This is a genomic window from Flavobacterium xueshanense (assembly GCF_900112975.1).
Taxonomy (GTDB): domain Bacteria; phylum Bacteroidota; class Bacteroidia; order Flavobacteriales; family Flavobacteriaceae; genus Flavobacterium; species Flavobacterium xueshanense.
Genome location: NZ_FONQ01000002.1, coordinates 1 through 24237 on the forward strand (window position 1 = coordinate 1; position 24237 = coordinate 24237).

Below are 24237 nucleotides of genomic sequence, written 5' to 3' on the forward strand. Positions count from 1 at the left end.
ATCGATATAGGCAATGTGACGTTCTATTTTATTAGAATTAAAATTGTTTTTCTTAGAGTTTTGCGCCCGAAGTTTGGTACTGTCACCAGCGACAAGGCTTCCGCCAATGAGTTCAAAGTGAGCGGCGAGTTTTACCGTTGCACGAAAAACGCGAGCAATAGCTTTGGGATTGTTTTTGCGAAAATTAGCAATGGTATTATGATCAGGAACGAGTCCCTTCAAAAGCCACATGAGCTCAATGTTCCGACTGCATTCTTTCTCCAGAGTTCTGGAGGAACGCATGCGATTGAGATACCCGTAAATAAAGAGTTTGAGCAAATCCGAAGGATGATAAGCAGGTCTTCCGTTTTCGACAAAATCGAAAGTAAAGCCAAAATCAGGAAGTTTTAAACTCTCTACAAAAAGGTCAATAAGCCTGATTTGGTTGTCTTGCGCAATGGCATCATCTATCGATGAAGCAAAAAGCGGGAGTTGGTTTCTGTTAGTTCCGTTGATGAATTTCATCCTTAAATATAATAAAAACCAACGAGTTGCGCAAGTTATTTGAAAGATTTTTAATACAAATAAATTTATGGGGAAGAAGAGAGGTTATTAGACAGTTTGACGTCCCGCTATTACAGCGGGTTTGGGACTAAATTAAGTTTATTGTTCGAGTTTGCCAAATCTTCCAAATACAAAACCAATTTCAAATTAAGCCAAATACCCAAATTGCTTGTAGCGTGTGTTGGCGGTGGTTTATTTTATGCGTATTAATTTTCCTCTGTTCACCGTAACATCCAGCTTATTTTCGATTGTTGTTCTAAAATACAATGTGTCTGAATTGTCAATTTCGATTTCAATAATCCTTTTTTCAATATATTTTCTATTTAGTTTATCCGTAATTATTTTCGGTTTCACAAAAGACGAATCTGTTAAATAAATTTTAGAGGGATATGTTTCTTCCGATTTTTCTATTCTTCCAATTATTGTAACTCCATTTTTGTATGTTTTTTTGAACGAGTTTAGTTCAATTTTTAAAAGCGCAAATTTTTCAGAATCAATAAAATATTCTTTTTCAAAAATGGGTTTATAAGTTCCGCATATTTCAGAATTGTTTTGAAATCCTAAAGATAAAAATATGAGGAAAAATAATAGATTTTTCATTTCTTCGTTTATGTTTGTAAATCACCGCCAACGTCTTGCTAGTAGGCGATGGTCGGGCTAATTAAAGTAATTATTTTCGGATTATCACTAATTTGCCAAACACAAAACCATTTTTCCATTAAGCCTAATTCCCGACTATTGCATACTAGCTGTTACCTGCCGTTATTCTTTCTCATCTTGTTTCGGTATGAGGTTTTGTGTGAATGAATTGTAAGGAAAATACATTGGCATTTTACTATGTATTATTTTATCTCTAAAAAAGCATTGTGCAACTCGGTCATCAAAAAAACTGGGTTCAATGGAATTTTTGCGTTTGGATTATGGTAAACAATTACTCCTTCAGACCAAGTTTCTTCGCTATTCTTGTCAACTTTATAAGTCACTACATTTGGTTTATCAGCATTTGGGGCGTGATTGTAAAAAGTTGCTGTTCTTAATAAAGTCGGAATATCACTACCAAGTTCGGCTTGTTTTCCCATTCTGTTGAATTTAGATAAAGTTCCACAAGAAGAAAATATTATGGCACTCACATTTTCAGAATTTGGTTGAAAGAAGAATCCACTAGATATTTTAGTTCCATTAGGTTTTGTGTAGTGCTCAATTTTTATTGGCTTAATAACTAACTCACCTTTTTCATCAAATGAATGTTCGTGTCTGTAACCATATAAATAATCAGATAATGAATTAAATGTCCAAGTCATTGACATAGTGTCGTGAAAATCAGCTATTGCAATTACAAAGGGTTTGCCTTTTACGTGGTCTTTTTCCCAATATTTCTTTTTCATTTTGTCAAATAGAGCATTTCCGTAAAGCAGAGGAACTTCATTTGTTAATTTATCTTGGATTTCTTTATCAGTTTTCGTACCACTTTCTAATTCCGTTTTTCTGCTAATAATTACTGCTTCAACTGCAATTTCATCATTAAATTTTTCAACCATATAATCAGGTGCGTTGAAGTTTCTTTTAAATGAAAAAAATTGCTCTCTAAAAAAACAGAATAAATATAACTCCCAGACTCTCGAATCAAATCCGTTTATTGATTGAAATTGGTCTATGAAATTGCCATCTATGTCTTTATAATGATACGAAACTTCTTTTACAGTTTCTTTAGCCATAGATAGCGCAATATTTGACTCTAATAATTTATAGTTTGGATGTTGGTTTTCTTTATTGTTTAGATTTTGGAAAATATCAAAATATTCGTGCTTATTGTCGTGAAAAACAATTGAATTACTACTCATTTTATCATCAATCCATTTTCTGACTTCTTCTATCGTTTCTATGCTTGCAGTTACTAGTTCAGCTCTATACTGCTTTGATTTGTCTCTAGATAAAATACATCCGTAATAGTCATTATCTGTAATGTCTAAACTTATTAAACCTAATAAACCACCATTTCCATTAGAATAGAATTCTAATTCTTCTGAAAAGTATTGAACAAATGGTTCTCTAGTAAACAGAAGGTAAATGTCAAAAAGTTTTTTGTTAATTGGAATTGCTGTTTTCATATAATGGCAGGTAACTTGTATATAGGTCTGACCAAATCAAACTTATTACACCAAAATTAGGTGGCTTTGTCTTACAGACTTCAGACTTTATTTATTCTCAAATATAGGATTTTTTGGTTATTAATTATAAAAAGAACTTTTTATTTATTGAATACTTTTCTTACTTACGTCTGTATGTAAAAAGTGTTGGTTTTATCGCTATTGTACCCCAGCATTGTATGCATCCTAAATCAATTCCGCTTTCTAGTAAAACAACTAATTGTCCTTAACTCTATACTATATTAATGACCCAACAAAAATAAAACCCGCCTACAAATTGTATAGACGGGCTTATTTCGTAAGCTATGAGGGCTTAAAATTTAACTATAAATTAATTGAATTCCTCTAAACTTTTGGGTACAACCTATATAAGGATGGGTTTGTTAATTGTCTTATAGCTGACATTTTATCCCTATCCTACTTCTCTATATTCTGAATCACTACAATCAGAGTTTAGTAATTCTATAAATTTAGATTCTAGCTTCTCCCTCAATTCATTCTTGGTTTTTAGTAAATCGTACTTATTCAATAAGATATTAAAATCCTTTTTTAACCTATAAATTACTTTAGGAGACTTACCCTTAATACTAATCCAATAATTGGGATTGGTGTACTTAATAAGTTTATTATAGTCTTTTTCAGGGATTAAATCAGCATCAAACTCATCTACTATCATCAATCCTTCAAACTTGTCTATAAAGTCTTCAAACAGCTTGACATAAGTCCAGTTATACATTAAATCCTCCAGAGAATAAATGTCCAACTTCTGGAGAAATCTTTTTCTTGTAATTTTAAGTTCTATCCTTAAAACGTGTGTACCCAGTTTAAACTGTTTTGACTTGTTATAAAACTTAATATTGTAATCCGTTAGCTGAAATTCTTTATAATCTCCCCTCCCTAAGAATTTTAAGTTCTTGTTGGGGGATTTATAGTTATTCATCAAAAGATTACTATCAATTATTAATTTTGGGTCTTTTTCTACCACAAGATTAAAGCCAAATTCTAAATTAGTGATACTTGTATCTTTTTCATTTTTGATTTGGTATTTCTCCTCCAACTCTCGAATTACCTCCACAATCTGGCAAAAAGAAAAATCATTATAATTCTGATTTCCTCTGTCTTCCTTGATGTTATTATACTTATGAATACTCCCCAGAATCGTAGCTTGATTCTGAGTTATATTCACATTAAGATTCAGGTCATTTCCTCTTTTAGGGTATTCATTCACTTCGCCCGTATAGTGATTAACAGTACTACTTAGCTCCATCAAACCATTGTTAATAATATGATTTTCAAACCTGTGTTTGTCATTCACAAACAGCTTTACATTGTCTATCATTATGCTACATTGTTTAATTTGTTCATAATAATAGTCCTCTGATAGTAGACTCTTTTTCCGATTTTTTGAGCAGAAAGTTCACCACTGTTGTTCCAGTGAAAAAGGGTTGTGTAAGATACCTTTAAAATCTTAGCCACTTCTTCCCGAGTTAGGAGTTCTGGAATCTCTTTTTGTGGTTGTAATTGAATTACTTTAGTAATCTTTGTAATTTCTTCTTTAACAGCTTCGGAGATTAGCTGTTGTAAATCTCCAACACTTAGTTGAACTGATAAATTTTCTTTATTTTTCACCATTTTTAATTATTTTCCAAATGACTTAATTGTCATTTTTCTTCAGCAATATTAAATGGATTTATTGGGGTAAAATTAAAAGTGGACTTAGCTGGACATTTAGATTGACATCTAGATACCTACCATATCAGAGGTATTTAAAGGATTATTTTTTTAATATTTTTTTGGAGGTGGACTAAAAATGGACTAAAAATCAAGAAAATTATAGTCATGCTTTGTAGATTTGATTAACTGTTTTTTTCGTTTACTGGGAACATCAATTGCTTTACCCTCATGAAAATCATATAGACACCTAAAATATTGTACCCCTCTGGAATTCTTCTCATAAACCCCCTTCCTAAGTATATTCTTTTCACAGTACATGTAGAACCTAATAAATGCCGAAGCCCCATTTATCCATTTCGACTTATCAGGATTGAGATATTGGCGACTGACTAATTTATCTTCACATTTTATAAATTTGTCACAGGTATTTGTGTCGCTTTTAAATAATATTTTTAAAATCTCATTTCTACTTGACACTAGCTCCTTTGCAGTTGTCTCTTTTTTTGTTTCTAATTGCGTACCCAACAAATTGTTGTATCCAGAATATTTTTTTTGGAAATTATTTAAACTTCTTATGTCTTCAATCACAAATATTATAGGGTAAAATGTCTCGTAGGTTGATTCAATTTCCCCATAAAGAGCATTGTAAGAATTTAATAATGTTTTTTTTAAATAAAAATCCTTTACGTTAGAATCCACAAATTTTTTAGCAACTAATATTTTTCTTATTGCATCAAGCAATTTGTTTTCTTTAACTAAATCGTCTGTACTTCTATTCAAAATAGTTGTTAATCCATTTAAAAATATCCCTTTTAAACTTTCGAGTTGATTATACGGTAATTGATTGTTAAGTTCTACATCCTTTTCTAAATCCGATAAGCTCTTACTATTATCAATAAAATAATCCATACTGAGCAGTTTAAAATTTAAATTAACTTGTTGTTTCTGTTGTAGCAAACATAAATAATATATAGCAAAAGGACTTCATTAGCGAAAATTATTTTTTACCTCCACCCATTAAATGTCCATAAAGAATGTAGCTTATCAAAAAAAATAATTTTTGGTGTACCCCCTCTAATTTTAATCAATTTCGATTTCAAATCTAGAGACAAAATGGTTATTGAAATAATTGATAAGGATATTCTTGATATATAAAGCGAATAATGACAATTAAGAGTAAGAAACTACACCACACTAAAAGCATAGCAAAAAATAAGATTCAGTAATAAACATAATCTGGTAGAATGTCAAAAATGAAATAGAAACTAATATATAGTATAATGAAGATTTAATGATGCAATCCAGTAGGGTTGAGATTAATTTGATATGGTTATTATTGGAAAGTGTATTAGGCTAAAATAGGTTCATTTACATACACTGTTAAGAAACAGGGTTGTTTTTAGGGGAATACACAAAATAAAAAAGACTTAAAAAGCTAATTAACAGCAATTTAAGTCTTAATGTTTGTGCGGATAATAGGACTCGAACCTACACGCCTTGCGGCACCAGATCCTAAGTCTGGCATGTCTACCAATTTCACCATATCCGCTCAATTAATTCACTTTGCTCTTGTTTAAAAAGCGGTGTTCATTGAACTAGTGTTTGTGGGTGCAAAGATACACTTAACTTCCAATTTTCAAAGCAATTTTCACAAAAATTATTCATACTCTTTTTTGTACTTTTGAAATATAAACAAAATTCAAATAATGGAAAATATTAAAGCATACGTTCAAGAACACAAAGATCGCTTTATCAACGAGTTAATCGAATTATTAAAAATCCCATCCGTAAGTGCTGACACCGCTTATTCACATGATGTTTTTGAAACAGCTGATGCCGTAAAAGCCAGTTTAGAAAAAGCAGGCTGCGATTTTGTTGAAATTTGCGATACACCGGGATACCCTATAGTTTACGGTGAAAAAATCATAGATAAATCCCTGCCAACAATTTTGGTTTATGGTCATTATGACGTTCAACCACCAGATCCTATGGAGTTATGGACTTCGCCTCCATTTGAGCCCGTAATCAAGAAAACCGAAATCCATCCTGAAGGAGCCATTTTTGCCCGTGGCGCTTGCGATGACAAAGGCCAAATGTACATGCACGTGAAAGCGTTGGAATATATGGTTCAATCGAATACTTTGCCTTGTAATGTAAAATTCATGATTGAAGGCGAAGAGGAAATTGGCTCCAAAAGCTTGAGCTGGTTTGTAGAACGCAATCAGGAAAAACTAAAAAATGACGTGATTTTAATTTCGGACACCGGAATGATTTCTAATCAACAACCGTCAATTACAACAGGTTTACGTGGATTGAGTTATGTAGAAGTGGAAGTTACAGGACCAAACCGTGATTTACATTCCGGATTATACGGTGGTGCTGTTGCCAACCCAATCAATATTTTAGCCAAGATGATTGCTTCACTTCATGATGAAAATAATCATATTACCATTCCTGGTTTTTACGATAATGTAGCAGAATTATCGCTGGAAGAAAGAGCTGAAATGGCCAAAGCGCCTTTCAATTTAGAAAATTACAAAAAAGCATTAGACTTAAATGACGTTTACGGTGAAAGCGGCTATGTAACTAACGAAAGAAATTCCATTCGCCCTACATTGGACGTCAACGGAATCTGGGGCGGCTACACCGGAGAAGGTGCCAAAACAGTGATTGCAAGCAAAGCTTTTGCAAAAATCTCGATGCGTTTGGTTCCAAATCAGGATTGGGAACAAATCACGGAATTATTCACTAAACATTTCAGAAGTCTAGCCCCTGCCGGAGTTACCGTAAAAGTAAAACCACATCATGGCGGACAAGGTTATGTAACCCCAACAGACAGCATTGGTTACAAAGCCGCAAATATGGCGTATACGGAAACATTTGGCGTTCCTGCAATTCCCGTTCGTTCCGGGGGCAGTATTCCTATCGTGGCGTTGTTCGAAAAAGAACTCAAAAGCAAAACCATTCTGATGGGATTTGGTCTGGACAGTGATGCCATTCACTCTCCAAACGAACATTTCGGAGTCTTCAATTACCTGAAAGGGATTGAAACCATTCCGTTGTTTTACAAATATTTTGTCGAGTTATCTAAATAAATTTCCTTCATTAAACACTACATCCGCTCTAAACAGGGCGGATTTTTTTTGGGCGTTCCCCGCTGAAAATAGCGGGTCAGGCTGTCCGTTCTCAATCTTTTTATTTTTTGAAATAAAAAATAAAAAGGATTTCCACTTCCATCCTTAACGCAAACCGCTGACTACCAATATATTTTTCATGAAAATTTGTTTATTTGATTTTATATTCTACATTTGTAGAGCAATGTTTTAATCTGTAGAATATGAATATCCAAAATCCTTATAAAATTGTCCTTCTTCTTTTATGTATATGCCTCAGTAGCTGTAAAATCAATCAAACCAAAAACGGATTGAAAACAGGCAAATGGAATCAAAGTGAAAAATTCATGAACATCGAATCCAATGCAACAGGAAGATACAAAAAAGGAGATAAAACCGGAACTTGGAGAGAATTCATGAGTGATAAATTACTTTCAAATGAAAAGTATAAAAAAAACAGTTGCCACATCATCAAATACCACAACACTGGAAAAATCCAACAAATAGGTGTTTCAAATAAAGCCATTATAAATTCAAAAACCGAATGGCTACCCACAGGACAATGGAAATTTTACGACTCCGAAGGGGTTTTACTTGGAACGAAAATTTATGAAAAAGGGATACCAATTCAAGAAATTTACACAAAATAAAAAATAAACATGCAACAACTAACGAACGCCGAAGAACAACTAATGGAACATCTTTGGAAGCTAGAGAAAGCCTTTATGAAAGACTTGCTGGAAGCCTATCAAAAACCAAAACCGGCAACCACAACTGTGGCTACTTTATTGAAAAGAATGATTGACAAACAATTTGTAGCGTATAATGAATTTGGAAACTCTCGGGAATATTACCCTTTGGTCAACAAAACCGATTATTTCTCGAAACACGTCAACGGATTAATAAGTAATTTTTTCAACAATTCGGCTTCGCAATTCGCTTCTTTCTTTACCACCGAAACTAATTTATCGCAATCGGAACTTGAAGAACTTAAGAAAATAATAGACAGTGAAATTCAAAAAAAGAAAAAATGAGCGACTTTCTAATCAAATCAACAATTACTCTATTCGTATTACTGGCAGTGTATTATTTGTTTTTGGAAAAAGAAAAAATGCATGTATTCAATAGGTTTTACTTATTATTCAGCCTTGTTTTTTCGATGGTGATTCCATTTATAACCATCGAAGTTATTCAGGAAATAGCACAACCTGTAATCAATCCAGGAAACATCCAGATACTGCAAGGAAACGCTGTAGTACTTGAGAAAACAAACTATCTGGCAATAGGATTATGGAGCCTATATGCTATAATAACACTCGTTTTGGCACTACGTTTTATCAGCAATATCATTAAGATTTCATCTAAAATAAAGTTGAATTCGCCAATTGATTATAAGAATGCCAAATTAATTTTGCTACACGAAAAAACGTTACCGCATACCTTCCTGAATTCTATTTTTATCAACGAAACCGAATACAACAACCGTGAAATTGAAGCTGAGCTGTACACGCACGAACTTACGCATGTAACGCAAAAACACACTTTGGATATTTTATTCATCGAAATATTGAAAACCATTTTTTGGTTCAACCCAATTTTTATTTTTTACAAAAAAGCAATACAACTCAATCACGAATTTCTCGCCGACGAGAAGGTGGTGAAATCTTATAATAACGTTCCGTTTTATCAATCTTTATTACTATCGAAAGCAGACGAGAACCAAACTTTTTACTTGGCCAGTAATTTGAATTATTTAATAACTAAAAAACGATTACTCATGATGACAAAAACCACATCAAAAACGAAAGCTTTATTAAAAAAAGCAATGCTCATGCCGATAGTAGCTACATTATTATTTTTACTGTGTACGAAAGTCGTTGCACAAGAAACCAATGTAAAAAAAGAAACTACTCCTAAAAAACCCGGAAATTTATTTAAAACGTATTACGACAAAACTACCTTTAAAATTAAAGATGAAAAAGGAAAGATTGCCAGCGAAAAAAAATACGATGAGCTAACTCCTATCGAAAAGAAGGCGATACCTTCCATCTTATCCAAACAAAAAAAATTACCTACAAATGAGGAACTTATGGCGACTTTAAGCAAAGGAGCTGCTGAAGTAATTGAAATAGACACGTTTCGTCCTGAAAATCAGTTAGTCAAAAAAGGCGAAAATGACGTTTACAATACTGCTGGAATAACCGAAAAACCAGATTTTCCTGGAGGAATAGAAAAATTCTATCAATTTGTGGGTGAGAATTATAAAACACCATCACAACCTAACTTAAAAGGAAAAGTATACGTCACCTTTACAATAGAAAAAGACGGCAGTTTAAGTGACATAAAAAGCATACGAGATATTGGTTTTGGAACCGGTGAAGAAGCCATACGCGTTTTAAAAATATGCCCGAAATGGATTCCCGGAAAACTAAACGGTGTCCCTGTGAGAGTAATGTATAGCTTACCAATAACTTTACACTCAAAATCATAATAGTAAAAATAGATCCGCTTCAAAAGAAGCGGATTTATCAAACTAAGGTTTTATGGATTTTAGATTGTTTGTGTATAAATTAAGCCTTATTTTTGGATTTGCTACCCGAACGATAGCGAACAGGCGAAGCAAATTATCTCAAATACTAAACAAATTTCCCATTAAGCCAATTGCCCACATCCATTGTAGCAGCTGTTACCTGCGGTTTCATCCTTCTAATAATTTTCCTCCACTTTGAGATTTGAAACTTCCATTTTTTATAAGTTCAGTTATAGCTTTTGAAACAATCGCATTTGAAAGTCCTAACTCTTTTGCAGTTCGCTTATGTTGATTTTTTTGCCAAGGTTGCTCAGGAAGTTTTAGCCTTATCTTTTCAATTAAATGTTTATCTAAAGTAATTGACTTATGCGAATTTGCCTTAGATATTTTTGATACAATTGTTGCTTTAATTTTGCATCTTTTAACTTCAGCTTCAACTATTGCGTTATACGCCAAAATTTCAATTGCACTTCCTGAAAGATAAAACGTTGGTATTTGGGGACTATGAAAAACTTTTCTATCAAAAAGATTATTAAACATACATAATGAATCGCCTGCCCAAAATTCATAATTAGATTCAAATATAGGCGTTGTTTTTTTAGAAAACTCTACTTCAATTTGACATTTTGCCTCTGGTTTTTTATTAGCTTTTTGAATTGAAAAATTTTCTTTAGACCTATTTTTGACTTGTTCTAGAAGTTCTTCAGAAAACTTTTTAAAATCTTCAAAACAGCTTTCAAGATAAAAGTTTTCAACCGTTATGTTGTGTTCTTGATAATTATACTTGTTTCTATAAAATTGATCCGTTTTTCCTAGACGATGAACTAAAAGATGTCTTCGTTGATGATATTCCTCCATGACTTTGAATCCAGGATAAATTTTTGCAACATCTATTTTTAAACTCTTGTTATAATATTTTACAATTTCATTAAAACCTCCACTAGATAGCCTTCTTAGTTCTTTAGAAATAACGAGATTATAAATATCGGCTGTAGATTTAATTGAAAGCAAATCAGACTGTCTAAATTCTAAAATAATATTTTCCTTTTTGAATGGTTCTTTATGAGAAATAAATATTTCTCGTATTTGATCGATTAGAAAAACCTCTAAAGCAGAAACAAAACGCACAAATACTATTTCCGCAAGATTTTTTTGATTTTCGCTTAAAACGCCTTTAGATTTACTTTTGTAAAAACTAGGAGGATTTGCTTCAATATCAATTTCGAGTAAGCTGTCTTTCTTTTTTCTCCATTGATACAGAAAATAGTCAGTTTGATCGTAAGCATATAAACTCGACCTATAGAAATTAATAAGTTTCTTCAATTCGGTAATAAATTGTTGATGTGTTCTCATTTTTTTAAAAATGGTAGGTAAGGTTTGGCCGCTTCACGAAGTTACTGACGCAAGCGGACTGGATTTTCTCTGCCAAGATAAAACTTTATTCGTGAAAATGGAAGTTCAATCTACCGAAAACCAGTGTAATTCGCTTACCGGCTGGCGGCTGCAGTATTAATATTTAGCAACTACAACTTTTATTTTTGAAGCCCAATCATCTTCTAAAAATTGGTTCGCGCAAATTCGATTATTAATTTTATCAAAACTATCTCTCAATTTTGAATCATAAAATGATATTAGTTTCTGTTTAAAAAGATTTTTCATTTCTGGAGATAATGTCGACGAACTTATCCGTTCATCAATAAGATTGATTGTATCTATCAAATAAATGATTTGACCAGATGGATAAAATGCTTTAAAGGACGAAAACTTTTCTTTAAAATGATCCATATTCCAAGCTATGCCAAATCTCTTTGCAAATTCATCTAACGCTTCTAAGCCATTAAATTTCACATCAACACTATTGTTTTTAAACTTGAAGTATAAACTATTTAACTCCAAATCTAATTGATTAAATAGAGATAAAATTAGGTCAGATTCATTCTTTAATTTTTGATCAATATTTGATTCTGTTTGTTTTGTCAAAGCTAGATAAAGCAAAATTGAAGAAATGATTCCGATGACAGGAGCAGTTATTCCGCCAATAGAATCTCCAATGCTGCTTGAGTTTGACAAATCATAACTTTTAAAAATAACCGGAAGATTAAAAATAAAAACAGACAAAAAACATAGGCCAACCATTACGATTGAAATTATTATTGTCAATTGAATGCTTCTTGTTCTGTACATAATTTGTGATATTGCAGCCAATTAGTATCTAAGCGAAAAAACCTTTATGTGCACAGCTAAATCCGGAAAGATTAGAGAAAGTCTGTTTCTCTTTGTGCTCTCCAAATATATTAAAATTTTCTTACAATTTAGTAAAATAAACGTCGTATCATTGGAATGCGTTGCGTGAGGGATGGCAGCGAAAATCCTTTATGTTTTTTCTTTAAAAACATAAAGATTACAGCGAACAGCCCGACCCGAAGTTACAAGGAGGAACGACGAAGCAATTTGCAGGGTCACGCAAAAAAAATACTTCTCAAAAAAAGAGGACATTAAATCCTCTTATAATTCTCTCTGACAATTTTACGAAAACTCCATAGTGTTAACGGCAGGTACTTGGTTCCGTTCAACACGGGTTTCATTGTTGGTGCTGCGCACGCAACGAAACCCTGACTGTTAGGCGTTCGATTTTTATTAAAGATTTTCTTTCTTCAATTCCATTTGAATAGTATCTTTATTGAAAATCATTTCCCATTGCATTGATTTATCTTTAAATTTGGAAATCTGAACAAGAATAGTATCTGGGTTTTCAGGATTTATTTCGTACGAAATTACCTTTAAACGGTTTTTATTATCATCATAATTATACTTCATAAATATTGATGCACTATCAACGTACATATTGGGGTTAGGACAGAATAACAATTTTCCACGTTCTTCAAAATATATTAATTTCCATGCTAAAGCATCTTTTTCCCATGCTTTTTCAGAAACTATTTCACCATTCCGTGTCATTTTTTCAACTTCCCATTTACCGAAATATTTCTGAGATTTCCGTACATCATAGCTATAATAGAATACAAACAGAAATGGAATTAATATGCATAAAAATCGTATTGAATTACGCAATTTTTTATTTCCGACAGTAGGTAATGTATTTTTATAATGCCTAAAAAAATTAATTATTTCTTCTTTTCTTTCTAATAATAAATATGATAGACCTAATACCATAATTATTGATATGAAAGTAGTAAGTGGACCAATTCCATAAAATAGATTAATCAATAGAATATTCAATTGAACAGGCAAAAGTGTTATTACACCTAATAATGTGGTGCGTCTAAATAATAAAAGAATACTGCCTATTATTTGAAATAAACCAATAATGACGGTCAGATAATATGAATGTCCATAATATTTCCAGGTCAGTTCTTGTCCAGTTAATGTATTAACTAATGAATCTTCAATATGATATGAATATGCAAAATTAACATCAAATAGTTTTTCAAAACCAAATGTAGAAATATAAAAAGCAAGCCAATAACGCAAAATAGTAATAAGCCAGATGTAATATTTTTGAGAATCAATAAAATTATTTTTTTCTTTATAGTGCCAATAAAATGGTAATCCAATTGAAAAAACAATTCCAATAATCAAAGAAGACATTCCAATTGGGAGTATATATTGATTCAGTTTATAAGGGAAAAGTGGTAAAATAATATGAAGAACTGAGTCGACTGCACCCACGATAGCTAAAAAACTTAAAGTAAATTTTGAAATCCATTTTGTTTTATTCGGCGTCTGATTTGAACTCATAAGTTTTAATTATTGTTTTTCTGTTTCTGATTGGGCAAAATGACGCCTAACTAGCATATAGCCGATACAAACCTTCATACATACACCTAAATCCGGGTAGATTAGCGAAGATCTATTTCTCTTTGCGATTTCCAAATATAATTAAATTTTCTTACAATTAATTAAAAAAATTGTAATCATTGGAATGGGTTGCGTGAGGGATGGCAGCAAAAATCTTTATGTTTTTTCTTTAAAAACATAAAGATTGCAGCGAACAGCCCGACCCGAAGTTGCAAGGAGGAACGACGAAGCAATCTGCAGGGTCACGCCTAAAAAATACGTATTCAATAAATGAGTCCATAAAAAAACCCGCAACTCTAGACTTTTGTCAAAAGGAGCGGATTTATCAAACTACAAATCTAAAAAAAACTACTAACTAAACTCTTTATCCGGATTGTATCCTAAATACGGCATGGATTGTTCCTTGAAAACAACACCGTATTCCTCTAATTCTTTCAAAATAGGCAAATACACTTCTTTACTGATGGGCAATTGAACTCCAGGAGTTGTAATTTTACCATTGAGTATTAATAATGTCGCCATTGCAACGGGTAAACCCACTGTTTTCGCCATAGCCGTATACGTTTGATCATCGCCAATACAAACCATTTTGGAATCTATTTGTTCTTTTTTGCCATTTAATTCGTATCCAAATTTGTGATACATGACAATCATATCTTTATCGTCTTGCTGAAGCGTCCAACTATCAGTCAATATTTTTTCCAGAATTTGTGCCGGCGTGGCATTTTTCAAACTTACTTTTTTATTTGGGTTGAATAAATCGAGTTCCAACAATTTGTCCCACATGATATCATCCTGATCAATCTTTAGAATCAAACGAGTCTTGATTTCCACTGAATCCGTTGGATGATACGGCAAGAAAGAATTCACAAATTCCCTGTAACTCATGTTTTCAGAATCCTCCATGACGTAACTGTCATCCGTCATTCCTAATTGCACAAACATATTCCAAGCTTTAGAAAAACCAACTCTTCGTATCGTTCCTCTGTACAAAGTAAGTACATTATCTAAACCATACACACTGCGATATTTCAAGGAATCCCGATTCGAATACGCTTCAAATCGCCCATATCCTTCCACTTGCAAAAACTCGGTTCTTCGGAACAAATTGCAGTACGGAATGTATTTATACGTTCCTTCCTGAATAAATTTGGCAGCGCCTCCTTGTCCTGCCAGAACCACATTGCGCGGTGCCCAGGTAAATTTATAATTCCAAATATTCGTATCGGATTCTGGAGCTACTAGTCCACCACAAAATGATTCAAAAAGAAGTATTTTGCCCCCTTTGTCTTTTATTTCATCAATCACTTTCATCGCACTCATGTGATCTATTCCGGGATCAAGTCCAATTTCATTCATGAAAATGAGATTGTTTTCTTTGGCGGCAGCATCTAATTCCTGCATGGCATCACTTACGTATGAAGCTGTAACCAGATGTTTTTTATAAATAATACAATCTTTGGCCACTTGAATATGCAAATGTGCCGGCAACATAGAAATGACAATATCAGCAATTTGAATCGCCTCTTTTCTTTGATTTTCATCAAAAATATCCAACGCGATTGCCGTTGCATTGGCGTGGTTGTTTGTCTTTTTTTGGGCCAATGCCAATGACAAATCACCTATAACAAGATGCAAATTCTCTTTTTCAGATTTATTTAAAAGGTACTGAATTAGAGACGAAGCTGATCTTCCTGCCCCAATGATTAAAATTGTTCTCATCTTTTTTATTTATAACACAAACATACAAAAATGTTGTATTTATAACAAATTGAAGTGAAATATTTTGCGGTAAATAAAAAGGCATCACTACTATTTAGTCTTAAAAAAGTAAAACAATAATTGTAAATCCTTTTAAATTCATTTGATATGAAATACTTTTGCAGTAAAGACCAGCACAATGAAAAGAAAATTAATTATCACAGCAGCCATTCTAGGAATGATCGCTATAATTTTAGGTGCTTTTGGAGCACACGCCTTAAAAAAAGCACTCTCTATCGAGCAAATAGTTACTTTTGAAACTGGAGTGCGCTACCAAATGTACCATGCGTTGTTTTTATTATTCATAGGGCTACTGGACAACGTCACTGAAAAAACAAAAAAAACAATCTTCTTCTTAGTCGTTTTTGGCATAATTTTATTCTCCGGCTCTATTTATTTATTGGCTACAAACGACCTTACTGCTTTTGATTTTAAATCAATTGGATTTCTGACACCCATCGGCGGACTACTGTTAATAATGGCTTGGGGTGTTTTATTGGCATCTTCTTTAAATAAAAAAGCACAAAGTTAAAAGAATCAAAGGCTAACTGAAATATAATTTCTATTTTTGCTGCCTATAAAAAAGTAACTACAACAATAAATTTATGGACAATAACACACTTTTCTCGCAATCGATTTCGTTAAAAGAATTAGGAATTGAAAATGCAAAAATTCATTACCAGTTATCCCCTGAAGAATTACACGACATAACAATAAAATCAGGTCAAGGAATTGAAAGCTCAACCGGCGCATTAGCAGTGAATACAGGCGAATATACTGGCCGCTCGCCGCAAGACCGATATATAGTAAAAGATAGCATCAGTGAAAATAAAGTTTGGTGGGGAAAAGTAAATATCCCTTTTGAACCAACTGCTTTTGAAGCGCTTTACAACAAAGTAACTTCCTACTTATCTAACAGAGAAGTTTATGTAAGAGATTCATACGTATGCGCTGATCCAAATTACAGATTAAATGTTAGAGTAGTCACAGAAACGCCTTGGGCAAATTTATTTTGTTACAATATGTTTTTAAGACCTGAAACGGAAGAATTAGCAAACTTCGACCCTGAATGGACTTTACTTTGCGTGCCTAGCTTTATGGCAGATCCAATTGTAGACGGAACACGTCAGAGCAATTTTGCAATTCTTGATTTTACACGAAAAGTAGTTTTAATAGGCGGAACTGGATATACAGGTGAAATAAAAAAGGGAATTTTCTCTGCCTTGAATTTCATTTTACCAGTTTTCAAAAATACTTTACCAATGCACTGTAGTGCCAACGTTGGGAAAGATGGTGATACAGCTATCTTCTTTGGATTATCAGGAACCGGAAAAACAACTTTATCAGCTGATCCTAACAGAAAATTAATTGGTGACGATGAACATGGCTGGACGAATGAAAATACCGTTTTCAACTTTGAAGGAGGCTGTTACGCGAAAGTGATAAACCTTTCTGAAGAAAACGAACCAGATATTTTCCGCGCTATAAAAAAAGGAGCAATTCTAGAAAATATAGTATTTAAAAAAGATACTAATGAAGTTGATTTTGAGGATATTTCCATCACACAAAACACGAGAGTAAGTTATCCTATTTTTCATATTGATAATATTCAACCAGGATCTATCGGCGAAAATCCAAAAAATATATTTTTCTTGACTGCCGATTCATTCGGAATATTACCTCCAATTTCTAAACTAACTCCAGGACAGGCAGCATACCATTTTATATCAGGATATACTGCGAAAGTTGCGGGTACAGAAGCTGGAATTACAGAACCTCAGCCTAATTTTTCTGCTTGTTTCGGCGCACCATTTATGCCATTACACCCAACTAAATATGCGGAAATGTTGAGTAAAAAAATGAAAGATGCCAATGTAAAAGTTTGGTTAATCAATACCGGCTGGACAGGCGGACCTTACGGAGTAGGAAGCCGAATGAAATTAAAATACACGCGAGCCATGATTACCGCTGCCTTAAACGGAGAACTGGACGATGTGGCTTACGAAAATCACGAAGTATTTGGAATTGCAAAACCGCAAACCTGTCCAAATGTTCCTAGTGAAATATTGAATCCTAGAAACACATGGGAAGACCCAGAACAATACGATAAAAAAGCAGTAGAGTTAGCCCAAAAATTTAAAGATAATTTTGCCAAATTTGAAGAATTTGCTAATGCAGAAATTATGGCAGGAGCTCCTTTAGCTTAAGTTAATTATAATTCAAAAAGCTATAGAGCCGTTCGTAAAGAGCGGCTCTATTTGTATATACAAAAGGCTAATTAAAAACATCTCAGCCACATATACCAATATTCATTTTTTGGCGTTAAATTTGTAATTCCACACGAGCTCGAAAGGCGAACTGGCGAAGCAATCAATCAAAAAATCATAAATCATGTTAAAACAATTTTTCATTCTTTGCTCCGGAGCCGATAAGGATCTTCTTGAGGGCTGTTCCGAAGGCGAACAAACCAAATATGTAGGTATTGGCGCCACCGTTTTTTTTACTGCAGTAATGGCTTTTCTTGCCAGCTCGTATGCGCTGTTTACCGTTTTTGACAGCATTTATCCCGCAATAGCATTTGGTATCGTTTGGAGTTTGCTTATTTTCAACCTCGATCGTTTTATTGTTTCCACTATTCGAAAAAGAGACAAAGTAGGTAGCGAATTTCTGCAGGCAACTCCACGAATTATTTTAGCGGTAATTATCGCAATAGTGATTTCAAAACCACTGGAAATTAAAATTTTCGAAAAAGAAATCAACACCGTTTTATTGAAAGAAAAAAATGTGATGGCTTTGAATAATAAAAAAGAAGTGGCCAATTATTTCAAATCAGATTTGGATAAAAACAAAGCTGAAATAACTAATTTGAAATCGGAAATTACCAAGAAAGAAAAAGAAGTTAATACCCTTTATGAAACTTATATCACCGAAGCAGAAGGAACTGCAGGAACGAAAAAATTAGGCAAAGGTCCTGTTTTTAAAGAAAAAATTGCCAAACATGATCTGGCCAAAAAAGAACTGGATACTTTACAAAAAACCAACTTAGCTAAAATTGCTACAATGGAGAAAAATACCAAAACTCTCCAAACCGATTTAGACAAGAAAGTTACCGAAACCCAACCTATTATTGATGGATTTGATGGTTTAATGGCTCGCATCAGCGCCTTGGACAAATTACCCTGGCTTCCTTCGTTTTTTATTATGCTACTATTTTTAGCCATAGAAACATCTCCTATTATAGCCAAATTACTTTCTCCAAAAGGCGAATACGACTATAAATTAGAAGATCTGGAAACAGCGTTGAAAGCAACAATCGAACAAGACAAATACCAACGTACTTTGCTCGTAAAAACTAGTGCTACGATGCATGATAAAGTCTACGGAGATATTGCTGACGACACCAAATTGTATGATTTACAACGAAAAAATGCTACTGATTTACTAGAATTACAATCCAATAATTTTGTAGAAAAGCAGAAAAGAACGTTTTAAGTCGAAAGTCCTAAAGTCAAAAGGAAGTAAATATCTTTTGACTTTAAGACTAATTACATGTAACTCAAAATTTCTTTTTTAAAAGCGTCGTATTCGCCTTGTAAAATCAATCCGTTATCTAGCAATTTTTTATAATTCTGTAATTTTTCAAAAAGTTCGTCTTGCGAAAAATCACTTAATGATTTGTCTTTTGACGTTACTGCAATCTCCTCAAATTCCTGATTTTCAGCAATAAAATTAGGTTGTGAAACCGGCATTATTTCAGCAAAACTTGTCACTTCTTCTGTTTCCATTTCTTCGATAATCTCCACTTCTTTAATTGGAACAACCGGAACTTCATCCATTATTGTTGCGTTTGATACAGAACCAACTTTTAGTATATCCAATTGTTCTTTAGCATACGTAAAAATCTTGCGCGCTTGGATTTTAGGAATATAATCAATGGAAACCTCCATATTTGTTTTGGTTGTAAATGAAAACTCAGAACCCAAAATATTTTCTTTCACAAAAGTTCCTTCAACCTCATCCCAAGTGTAATCAATAAAATTCATGGATAGTCCCAGATTTTTGGGCTGACAAATGATAATTCTTTTATTGGTCATCACAATACTATCCGGCAAAACAGTAATCGCTGGTTTTTTTTGAACAGCAATGTATCCTATTTCTTCATTCTTCATCAATAAATCACTCAGTTTTGAAGCGATTTTTTCAATGGCTTTTGGGTCTTGTTCTTCGTTTAAAAACTTTTTAAATTGTTCTTTCATGTGATATGCTGAATTTATTTCAGTACGTATTTATAATTTTAATCCAAATTTATTCGCAAAAGTAATGCCTAATTGTCAAATTCTTGAATTTCGTTTTGCAATTTCTTTGTTAAACTTTTGAAAACCAATTCATAGGAATAATCAATTAACGCTTTGACTAATGCATCCGCAACTGATTCATTTACAGCAATTGTATTCCAATGGGTTTTACTCATGTGAAAACCCGGTTGAATGTCAACGTATTCAGCGCGCAATTCCTCAGCACGTTCTGGATCACATTTTAAATTAACTGATGGCTGTCCTTTCTCCCACTGACATAAAGAAGACAATGCAAACATTTTCCCACCCACTTTAAACACCAATGTATCTTCATCAAAAGGAAAATGTTCCGTCACTCCTTTTTTGGAACCACAATATTCGTAGTACGTTTCTAAGTTCATTTTATGAAATTATTTTCATTCAAATTTATAATTCATCATTTAAAATAGCGTACAAAACAGGTTTACTGGGACTGGCATCATTTTCAAAAGATGCGATTTGTAAATTCAGCAAATAACTGCCATCTTTCACTTCATCAGCCACAAAAATCATCTCCGTAATCGTACAATTCAATCTGGCATCTGCATTCAGATTGTCGACATCGGTTACATTCCAAAAGGCTTTGTGCGCCAATAATTTTCCATCATCTTTTTCTTTATCAACACTTGGCAAATCAATTAATAAATGCTGAATTCCGCTTTCGCGAATGAATAACGCAGCATCTTCATTTAGATAAGGCGGATTCGTATTCGAATATTTTAAAGATTTTTTTATTTTAAAATTAGGTAGAGTTCTAATAATTAGGGCTTCTTTTGGAACACCCAATTTCAGTGTCACATCGAGCGAAGTCGAGATGCTATCAAGTGTAATCACCAAATCTTTTCCTTGTATTTGCGGCACAACCGAAATCAATTCGGCCAAAAAGAAAAATTGTTTCAACGATTGATTAATGCTGTAAAATTCTCTTGTTATATGACCCAGGCATTCGGTGTGGGTTCCGTGTCCATGAGGATTGAAGAAAATATTATTGAAATTAGTAGACGATTTTCCTTCCGAAACTTTCCCAATCCAATCCCCAAAAACTACGGGTTCAATGACTGGTTTCTCGATATACCAAGCAATTGGATTTTCATCGGTATTTGTTAATGGAATCGAAATATCAATGGGTTTTGATAAATCGACCTCAATGGTTTGGTTGTTATGTTGGATTGTTGCTAACATTTATGCTGAATTTATTTCAGCATCTCATCTGGAGATACTTTATAAGTTCAAATATAAATCTTTTAATTCAGGATTTAAAAGTTTTGCAACATTCCATTTCCAGTCTTTATGCCAATTTTTAAGTTGTTTTTCTCTTTTAAAGGCATCACTTAAATCCTCAAACTCTTCAAAATAGATTAAAATTGTAGCATTATATTTTTTTGTGAAAACTGCCCCTGTACCATTTCTATGACAATCAATTCTATTTTTTAAATTTTTTGTGGCACCCACGTACAAAACAGTACTGTTTTTATTCGTCAAAATATATGTAAATCCTTTTTCCATACAAAATCAATTAAAATTAAACAGATCCTGAAACTAGTTCAGGATAAATAAGTCTGATGCAATTCCATCCGTCAAAAATTTTCCTTTTTTGGTAGGCTTCAAGATATTGTTTTCGATAAAAACTAAATCATCATCAAGGAATTTCTGAGCCTGTTTGTTCAGATATTCCAAATATTCATCCCCAAATTCGGTTTTGATTCTATCCAAAGAAACGCCCCAAATCGTACGTAAACCCGTCATAATGTATTCGTTGTAGCGGTCCGTAATTGAAAGGATTTCTATTTCGTTGGGCAATTTATCTTCTTGAATGGATTTTAAATAAAGGGAATTATTCGACACATTCCAACTTCTCGAAATGCCATCATAACTGTGCGCCGAAGGACCAATTCCAATGTATTTTTTCCCCAACCAATACGCGGAATTATTCTTGGAAAAATAAGTTGACTTTCCAAAATTCGATAATTCATAATGAATAAATTCATTTGCTTCGAGCATTTCGACCAAAATAGCAAAATGTTCTTGAGCGACTTCATCTTTAGGAGCTACAATTTTTCCCGTTTGAATCAGTTTATTCAAAGCAGTTTTTGGTTCTACCGTCAATGCATAACTTGAAATATGCGGAATCCCAAAAGACAACGCTGTTTCAATATTTTGCTTCCATTTCTCGTTGCTCATTCCCGGAATTCCATAAATCAAATCAAGGGAAATATTGTGGAAATATTGAGTTGCTACTTCAAGACATTTTCTAGCTTCCGCCGAATTGTGAGCACGGTTCATCATTTGTAAATCATCTTCAAAAAAAGATTGGATTCCAATGCTTAACCGGTTAATTTTGCTTTCAGCCAATTCAATTATTCGTTCACTTGACAAATCATCTGGGTTTGCTTCAAGAGTGATTTCAGGATTTTCTGAAACAGAATAGTTTTTATACACTTCCGCAATCAGGAAATTAATTTCTTCGGAAGTTAAAACACTAGGCGTTCCTCCTCCAAAATAAATGGTCTCAACAATTTCGTTTTTAAATTCATTTTTACGCATCTGAATTTCTTTGGCAATAGCCAAAACCATCTCTTCTTTCTTCTTCATCGAAGTCGAAAAATGGAAGTCGCAGTAATGACACGCCTGCTTGCAAAAAGGGATATGAATGTAGATTCCGCTCATTTAGTAATGTAGTCGCAGTCGCAGTTTCCAGTTACTGAGACTGAAAAACGCGACTGAAAACTATTTTTTTATTCGTTCTTCGTTTTGTTTCACAAAAGCATCCCAACCGGTATAACTTTTCTCTCCAACCACTTTTCCAGAGTTGAAAAAATGACAAACCGCAGCTGCTAGTCCGTCCGTGCTATCGAGGTTTTTAGGTAGCTCTTTCAAGCCTAAAAGTTGCTGTAACATTTTGGCAACTTGTTCTTTGCTTGCATTTCCATTTCCGGTAATCGCCATTTTTATTTTCTTCGGTTCGTATTCAGTAATGGGAATGTCTCTCGAAAGTCCCGCTGCCATGGCCACGCCTTGCGCGCGTCCCAACTTTAACATCGATTGTACGTTTTTACCAAAGAAAGGTGCTTCAATCGCAATTTCGTCCGGATTATGGGTATCAATCAACTCAATGGTACGCTCAAAAATGATTTTCAGCTTTTGATAATGGTTGTCGTATTTAGACAATTGCAATTCGTTCAGCTGCAAAAATTCCATTTTTTTATTGACAATTTTTATCAATCCAAAACCCATAATCGTAGTTCCCGGGTCAATTCCTAATATGATGCGTTCGTTTGCCAATGATTTAGTTTAAAGTTTAAAGTCTAAAAGTTTAAAGTTTTGTTACTTTGCGCTAATGATTTCAATTCCACACAAAACTAAGCAATTCCTTGTAGTTCTAATCAAACTTTTGATTGTGGGCGGTGCGTTTTATTTTATTTACAATCAATTGGCCAACAACGACAAATTGGATTGGCAAAAATTCATCATTTTATTCCAAAAAAATCAGTCTATCGGCGGAATAGCCTTTATTTTGTTATTGAGTGTTTTGAATCGGTTTTTTGAAATCTTAAAATGGCAAAACTTAGTCAAATTTATCCATAAAATCTCTTTGGGACAAGCAACCAAACAAGTTCTTGGTGCATTAACTGCTGGACTTTTTACGCCAAACGGAATTGGAGAATATGCCGGAAAAGCATTGTTTTTTGATAAATCAAACACAAAAAAGGTGATTTTCTTGAACTTGATTTGCAACGGAATCCAAATGATATTAACCGTCATTTTTGGAATTTTCGGGTTGTTGTATTTCAATGCGCAATACAATGTGATTACCACAAAAACCGCAGCGCTACTTTTTGGATTTCTAATTCTTCTTTTCATAATTTTATTTTCGGTCAAAAAAATTACTATCAAAGGTTATTCGATAGAAAAACTGATTCAAAAAATTAATGAAATCCCAAAACCCATCCATCAAAAAAACATCTTTTTAGGCATTTGCCGGTATCTGGTTTTTTCACACCAATACTACTTTTTGTTTTTGGCTTTTGATGTTGACTTGCCTTATTTTACATTGATTGCAACCATTTCGTCTGTTTATTTTTTAGCTTCCTCCTTACCTACTTTTCAGTTTTTGGACTTTGCCGTAAAAGGAAGCGTTGCAGTTTATTTCTTTGCGATTTTAGGTGTTAATGAATGGATTGTGATTTTCATTTCGACTTTAATGTGGTTTTTGAATGTGGTTTTACCGGTAATAATTGGTAGTTACTATGTGTTGAATTATAAAACCCTCTCCCCAACCCTCTCCAAAGGAGAGGGAGACGAAACTTTATAAAATA

Annotated in this window: 24 protein-coding genes and 1 tRNA gene; 8 read left to right on the forward strand and 17 right to left on the reverse strand. The window is 33.3% G+C overall.

The genetic code is table 11. The features are described from left to right. From BMZ76_RS02180 to BMZ76_RS02210, 7 genes are all read right to left on the reverse strand, one after another. The coding region (locus tag BMZ76_RS02180; RefSeq protein ID WP_143071040.1) for a transposase at nucleotides 1–504 on the reverse strand (504 nt) is incomplete at its 3' end. 231 nt (nucleotides 505–735) lie between these two features. Continuing rightward, complete coding sequence (locus BMZ76_RS02185; RefSeq protein ID WP_091203097.1) at nucleotides 736–1143, reverse strand: hypothetical protein; 408 nt, start codon at nucleotides 1141–1143, stop codon at nucleotides 736–738. A gap of 242 nt (nucleotides 1144–1385) precedes the next feature. Next, nucleotides 1386–2651 (reverse strand): hypothetical protein, encoded by a 1266-nt coding sequence (locus BMZ76_RS02190; protein WP_208857627.1) that lies wholly within the window; start codon nucleotides 2649–2651, stop codon nucleotides 1386–1388. Nucleotides 2652–3102: 451 nt separating this feature from the next. Beyond that, nucleotides 3103–4029: a hypothetical protein gene (locus BMZ76_RS02195; RefSeq protein ID WP_091203098.1), complete on the reverse strand. Its 927-nt coding sequence runs from the start codon at nucleotides 4027–4029 to the stop codon at nucleotides 3103–3105. After that, nucleotides 4029–4322 (reverse strand): helix-turn-helix domain-containing protein, encoded by a 294-nt coding sequence (locus tag BMZ76_RS02200; protein WP_091203099.1) that lies wholly within the window; start codon nucleotides 4320–4322, stop codon nucleotides 4029–4031. Before BMZ76_RS02200 ends, BMZ76_RS02195 begins: the two co-directional genes overlap by 1 nt. A gap of 183 nt (nucleotides 4323–4505) precedes the next feature. Next, nucleotides 4506–5273 (reverse strand): hypothetical protein, encoded by a 768-nt coding sequence (locus BMZ76_RS02205; protein ID WP_143071041.1) that lies wholly within the window; start codon nucleotides 5271–5273, stop codon nucleotides 4506–4508. 558 nt (nucleotides 5274–5831) lie between these two features. After that, nucleotides 5832–5913, reverse strand: a tRNA-Leu gene (locus BMZ76_RS02210). A gap of 157 nt (nucleotides 5914–6070) precedes the next feature. Here BMZ76_RS02210 and BMZ76_RS02215 point away from each other — a divergent pair. The 4 genes from BMZ76_RS02215 (at nucleotide 6071) to BMZ76_RS02230 (ending at nucleotide 9968) form a co-directional block, all read left to right on the forward strand. Further along, nucleotides 6071–7459 (forward strand): dipeptidase, encoded by a 1389-nt coding sequence (locus tag BMZ76_RS02215; protein WP_091203101.1) that lies wholly within the window; start codon nucleotides 6071–6073, stop codon nucleotides 7457–7459. Between the two features lie 329 nt (nucleotides 7460–7788). Further along, nucleotides 7789–8127, forward strand: a complete 339-nt coding sequence (locus tag BMZ76_RS02220; protein WP_167547402.1) for a hypothetical protein — start codon at nucleotides 7789–7791, stop codon at nucleotides 8125–8127. 9 nt (nucleotides 8128–8136) lie between these two features. Then, nucleotides 8137–8511, forward strand: coding sequence for a BlaI/MecI/CopY family transcriptional regulator (locus BMZ76_RS02225; protein WP_091203103.1), 375 nt, complete (start codon nucleotides 8137–8139; stop codon nucleotides 8509–8511). Further along, nucleotides 8508–9968 carry an energy transducer TonB gene (locus BMZ76_RS02230; protein ID WP_091203104.1) on the forward strand — a complete coding sequence of 487 codons (1461 nt, stop codon included), beginning with the start codon at nucleotides 8508–8510 and terminating at the stop codon, nucleotides 9966–9968. Before BMZ76_RS02225 ends, BMZ76_RS02230 begins: the two co-directional genes overlap by 4 nt. Before the next feature lie 207 nt (nucleotides 9969–10175). Here the strand turns inward: BMZ76_RS02230 and BMZ76_RS02235 are convergent, their stop codons facing one another. From BMZ76_RS02235 to BMZ76_RS02250, 4 genes are all read right to left on the reverse strand, one after another. Then, nucleotides 10176–11360 (reverse strand): hypothetical protein, encoded by a 1185-nt coding sequence (locus BMZ76_RS02235; RefSeq protein WP_091203105.1) that lies wholly within the window; start codon nucleotides 11358–11360, stop codon nucleotides 10176–10178. A gap of 156 nt (nucleotides 11361–11516) precedes the next feature. Next, on the reverse strand, nucleotides 11517–12191 hold the full coding sequence (locus BMZ76_RS02240; RefSeq protein ID WP_091203106.1) for a hypothetical protein: 675 nt from the start codon (nucleotides 12189–12191) through the stop codon (nucleotides 11517–11519). 453 nt (nucleotides 12192–12644) lie between these two features. Further along, nucleotides 12645–13766, reverse strand: coding sequence for a hypothetical protein (locus BMZ76_RS02245; protein ID WP_091203107.1), 1122 nt, complete (start codon nucleotides 13764–13766; stop codon nucleotides 12645–12647). Nucleotides 13767–14177: 411 nt separating this feature from the next. Then, entirely contained in the window at nucleotides 14178–15548 is a 1371-nt protein-coding gene (locus tag BMZ76_RS02250; protein WP_091203108.1) for a saccharopine dehydrogenase family protein, read from the reverse strand. A gap of 178 nt (nucleotides 15549–15726) precedes the next feature. Between BMZ76_RS02250 and BMZ76_RS02255 the strand changes: the two genes are divergently transcribed. The 3 genes from BMZ76_RS02255 (at nucleotide 15727) to BMZ76_RS02265 (ending at nucleotide 19079) form a co-directional block, all read left to right on the forward strand. Continuing rightward, complete coding sequence (locus BMZ76_RS02255; protein WP_091203109.1) at nucleotides 15727–16119, forward strand: DUF423 domain-containing protein; 393 nt, start codon at nucleotides 15727–15729, stop codon at nucleotides 16117–16119. Nucleotides 16120–16192: 73 nt separating this feature from the next. Beyond that, nucleotides 16193–17794, forward strand: a complete 1602-nt coding sequence (gene pckA / locus BMZ76_RS02260; protein ID WP_091203110.1) for a phosphoenolpyruvate carboxykinase (ATP) — start codon at nucleotides 16193–16195, stop codon at nucleotides 17792–17794. Nucleotides 17795–17978: 184 nt separating this feature from the next. Continuing rightward, on the forward strand, nucleotides 17979–19079 hold the full coding sequence (locus tag BMZ76_RS02265) for a DUF4407 domain-containing protein (protein WP_091203111.1): 1101 nt from the start codon (nucleotides 17979–17981) through the stop codon (nucleotides 19077–19079). Between the two features lie 53 nt (nucleotides 19080–19132). Here the strand turns inward: BMZ76_RS02265 and BMZ76_RS02270 are convergent, their stop codons facing one another. The 6 genes from BMZ76_RS02270 to ruvC form a co-directional block, all read right to left on the reverse strand. Continuing rightward, a complete protein-coding gene (locus BMZ76_RS02270; protein ID WP_091203112.1) occupies nucleotides 19133–19843 on the reverse strand; it encodes a PH domain-containing protein in 711 nt (236 codons plus the stop codon). A 68-nt stretch (nucleotides 19844–19911) separates the two neighbouring features. Continuing rightward, nucleotides 19912–20283, reverse strand: a complete 372-nt coding sequence (locus BMZ76_RS02275) for an MmcQ/YjbR family DNA-binding protein (protein WP_091203113.1) — start codon at nucleotides 20281–20283, stop codon at nucleotides 19912–19914. A gap of 25 nt (nucleotides 20284–20308) precedes the next feature. Then, nucleotides 20309–21103, reverse strand: a complete 795-nt coding sequence (locus BMZ76_RS02280; RefSeq protein ID WP_091203114.1) for a cyclase family protein — start codon at nucleotides 21101–21103, stop codon at nucleotides 20309–20311. Nucleotides 21104–21142: 39 nt separating this feature from the next. Next, on the reverse strand, nucleotides 21143–21427 hold the full coding sequence (locus tag BMZ76_RS02285) for a GIY-YIG nuclease family protein (RefSeq protein WP_091203115.1): 285 nt from the start codon (nucleotides 21425–21427) through the stop codon (nucleotides 21143–21145). Between the two features lie 33 nt (nucleotides 21428–21460). Then, the gene (gene hemW, locus BMZ76_RS02290; RefSeq protein WP_091203116.1) at nucleotides 21461–22588 is read right to left on the reverse strand and encodes a radical SAM family heme chaperone HemW; all 1128 of its coding nucleotides are present in this window, start codon (nucleotides 22586–22588) and stop codon (nucleotides 21461–21463) included. A 60-nt stretch (nucleotides 22589–22648) separates the two neighbouring features. Next, the gene (gene ruvC, locus BMZ76_RS02295; protein WP_091203117.1) at nucleotides 22649–23203 is read right to left on the reverse strand and encodes a crossover junction endodeoxyribonuclease RuvC; all 555 of its coding nucleotides are present in this window, start codon (nucleotides 23201–23203) and stop codon (nucleotides 22649–22651) included. A gap of 55 nt (nucleotides 23204–23258) precedes the next feature. Here ruvC and BMZ76_RS02300 point away from each other — a divergent pair, with 55 nt between their 5' ends. Then, a complete protein-coding gene (locus BMZ76_RS02300) occupies nucleotides 23259–24233 on the forward strand; it encodes a lysylphosphatidylglycerol synthase domain-containing protein (protein ID WP_091203118.1) in 975 nt (324 codons plus the stop codon). The last annotated feature ends 4 nt before the right edge of the window (nucleotides 24234–24237 follow it).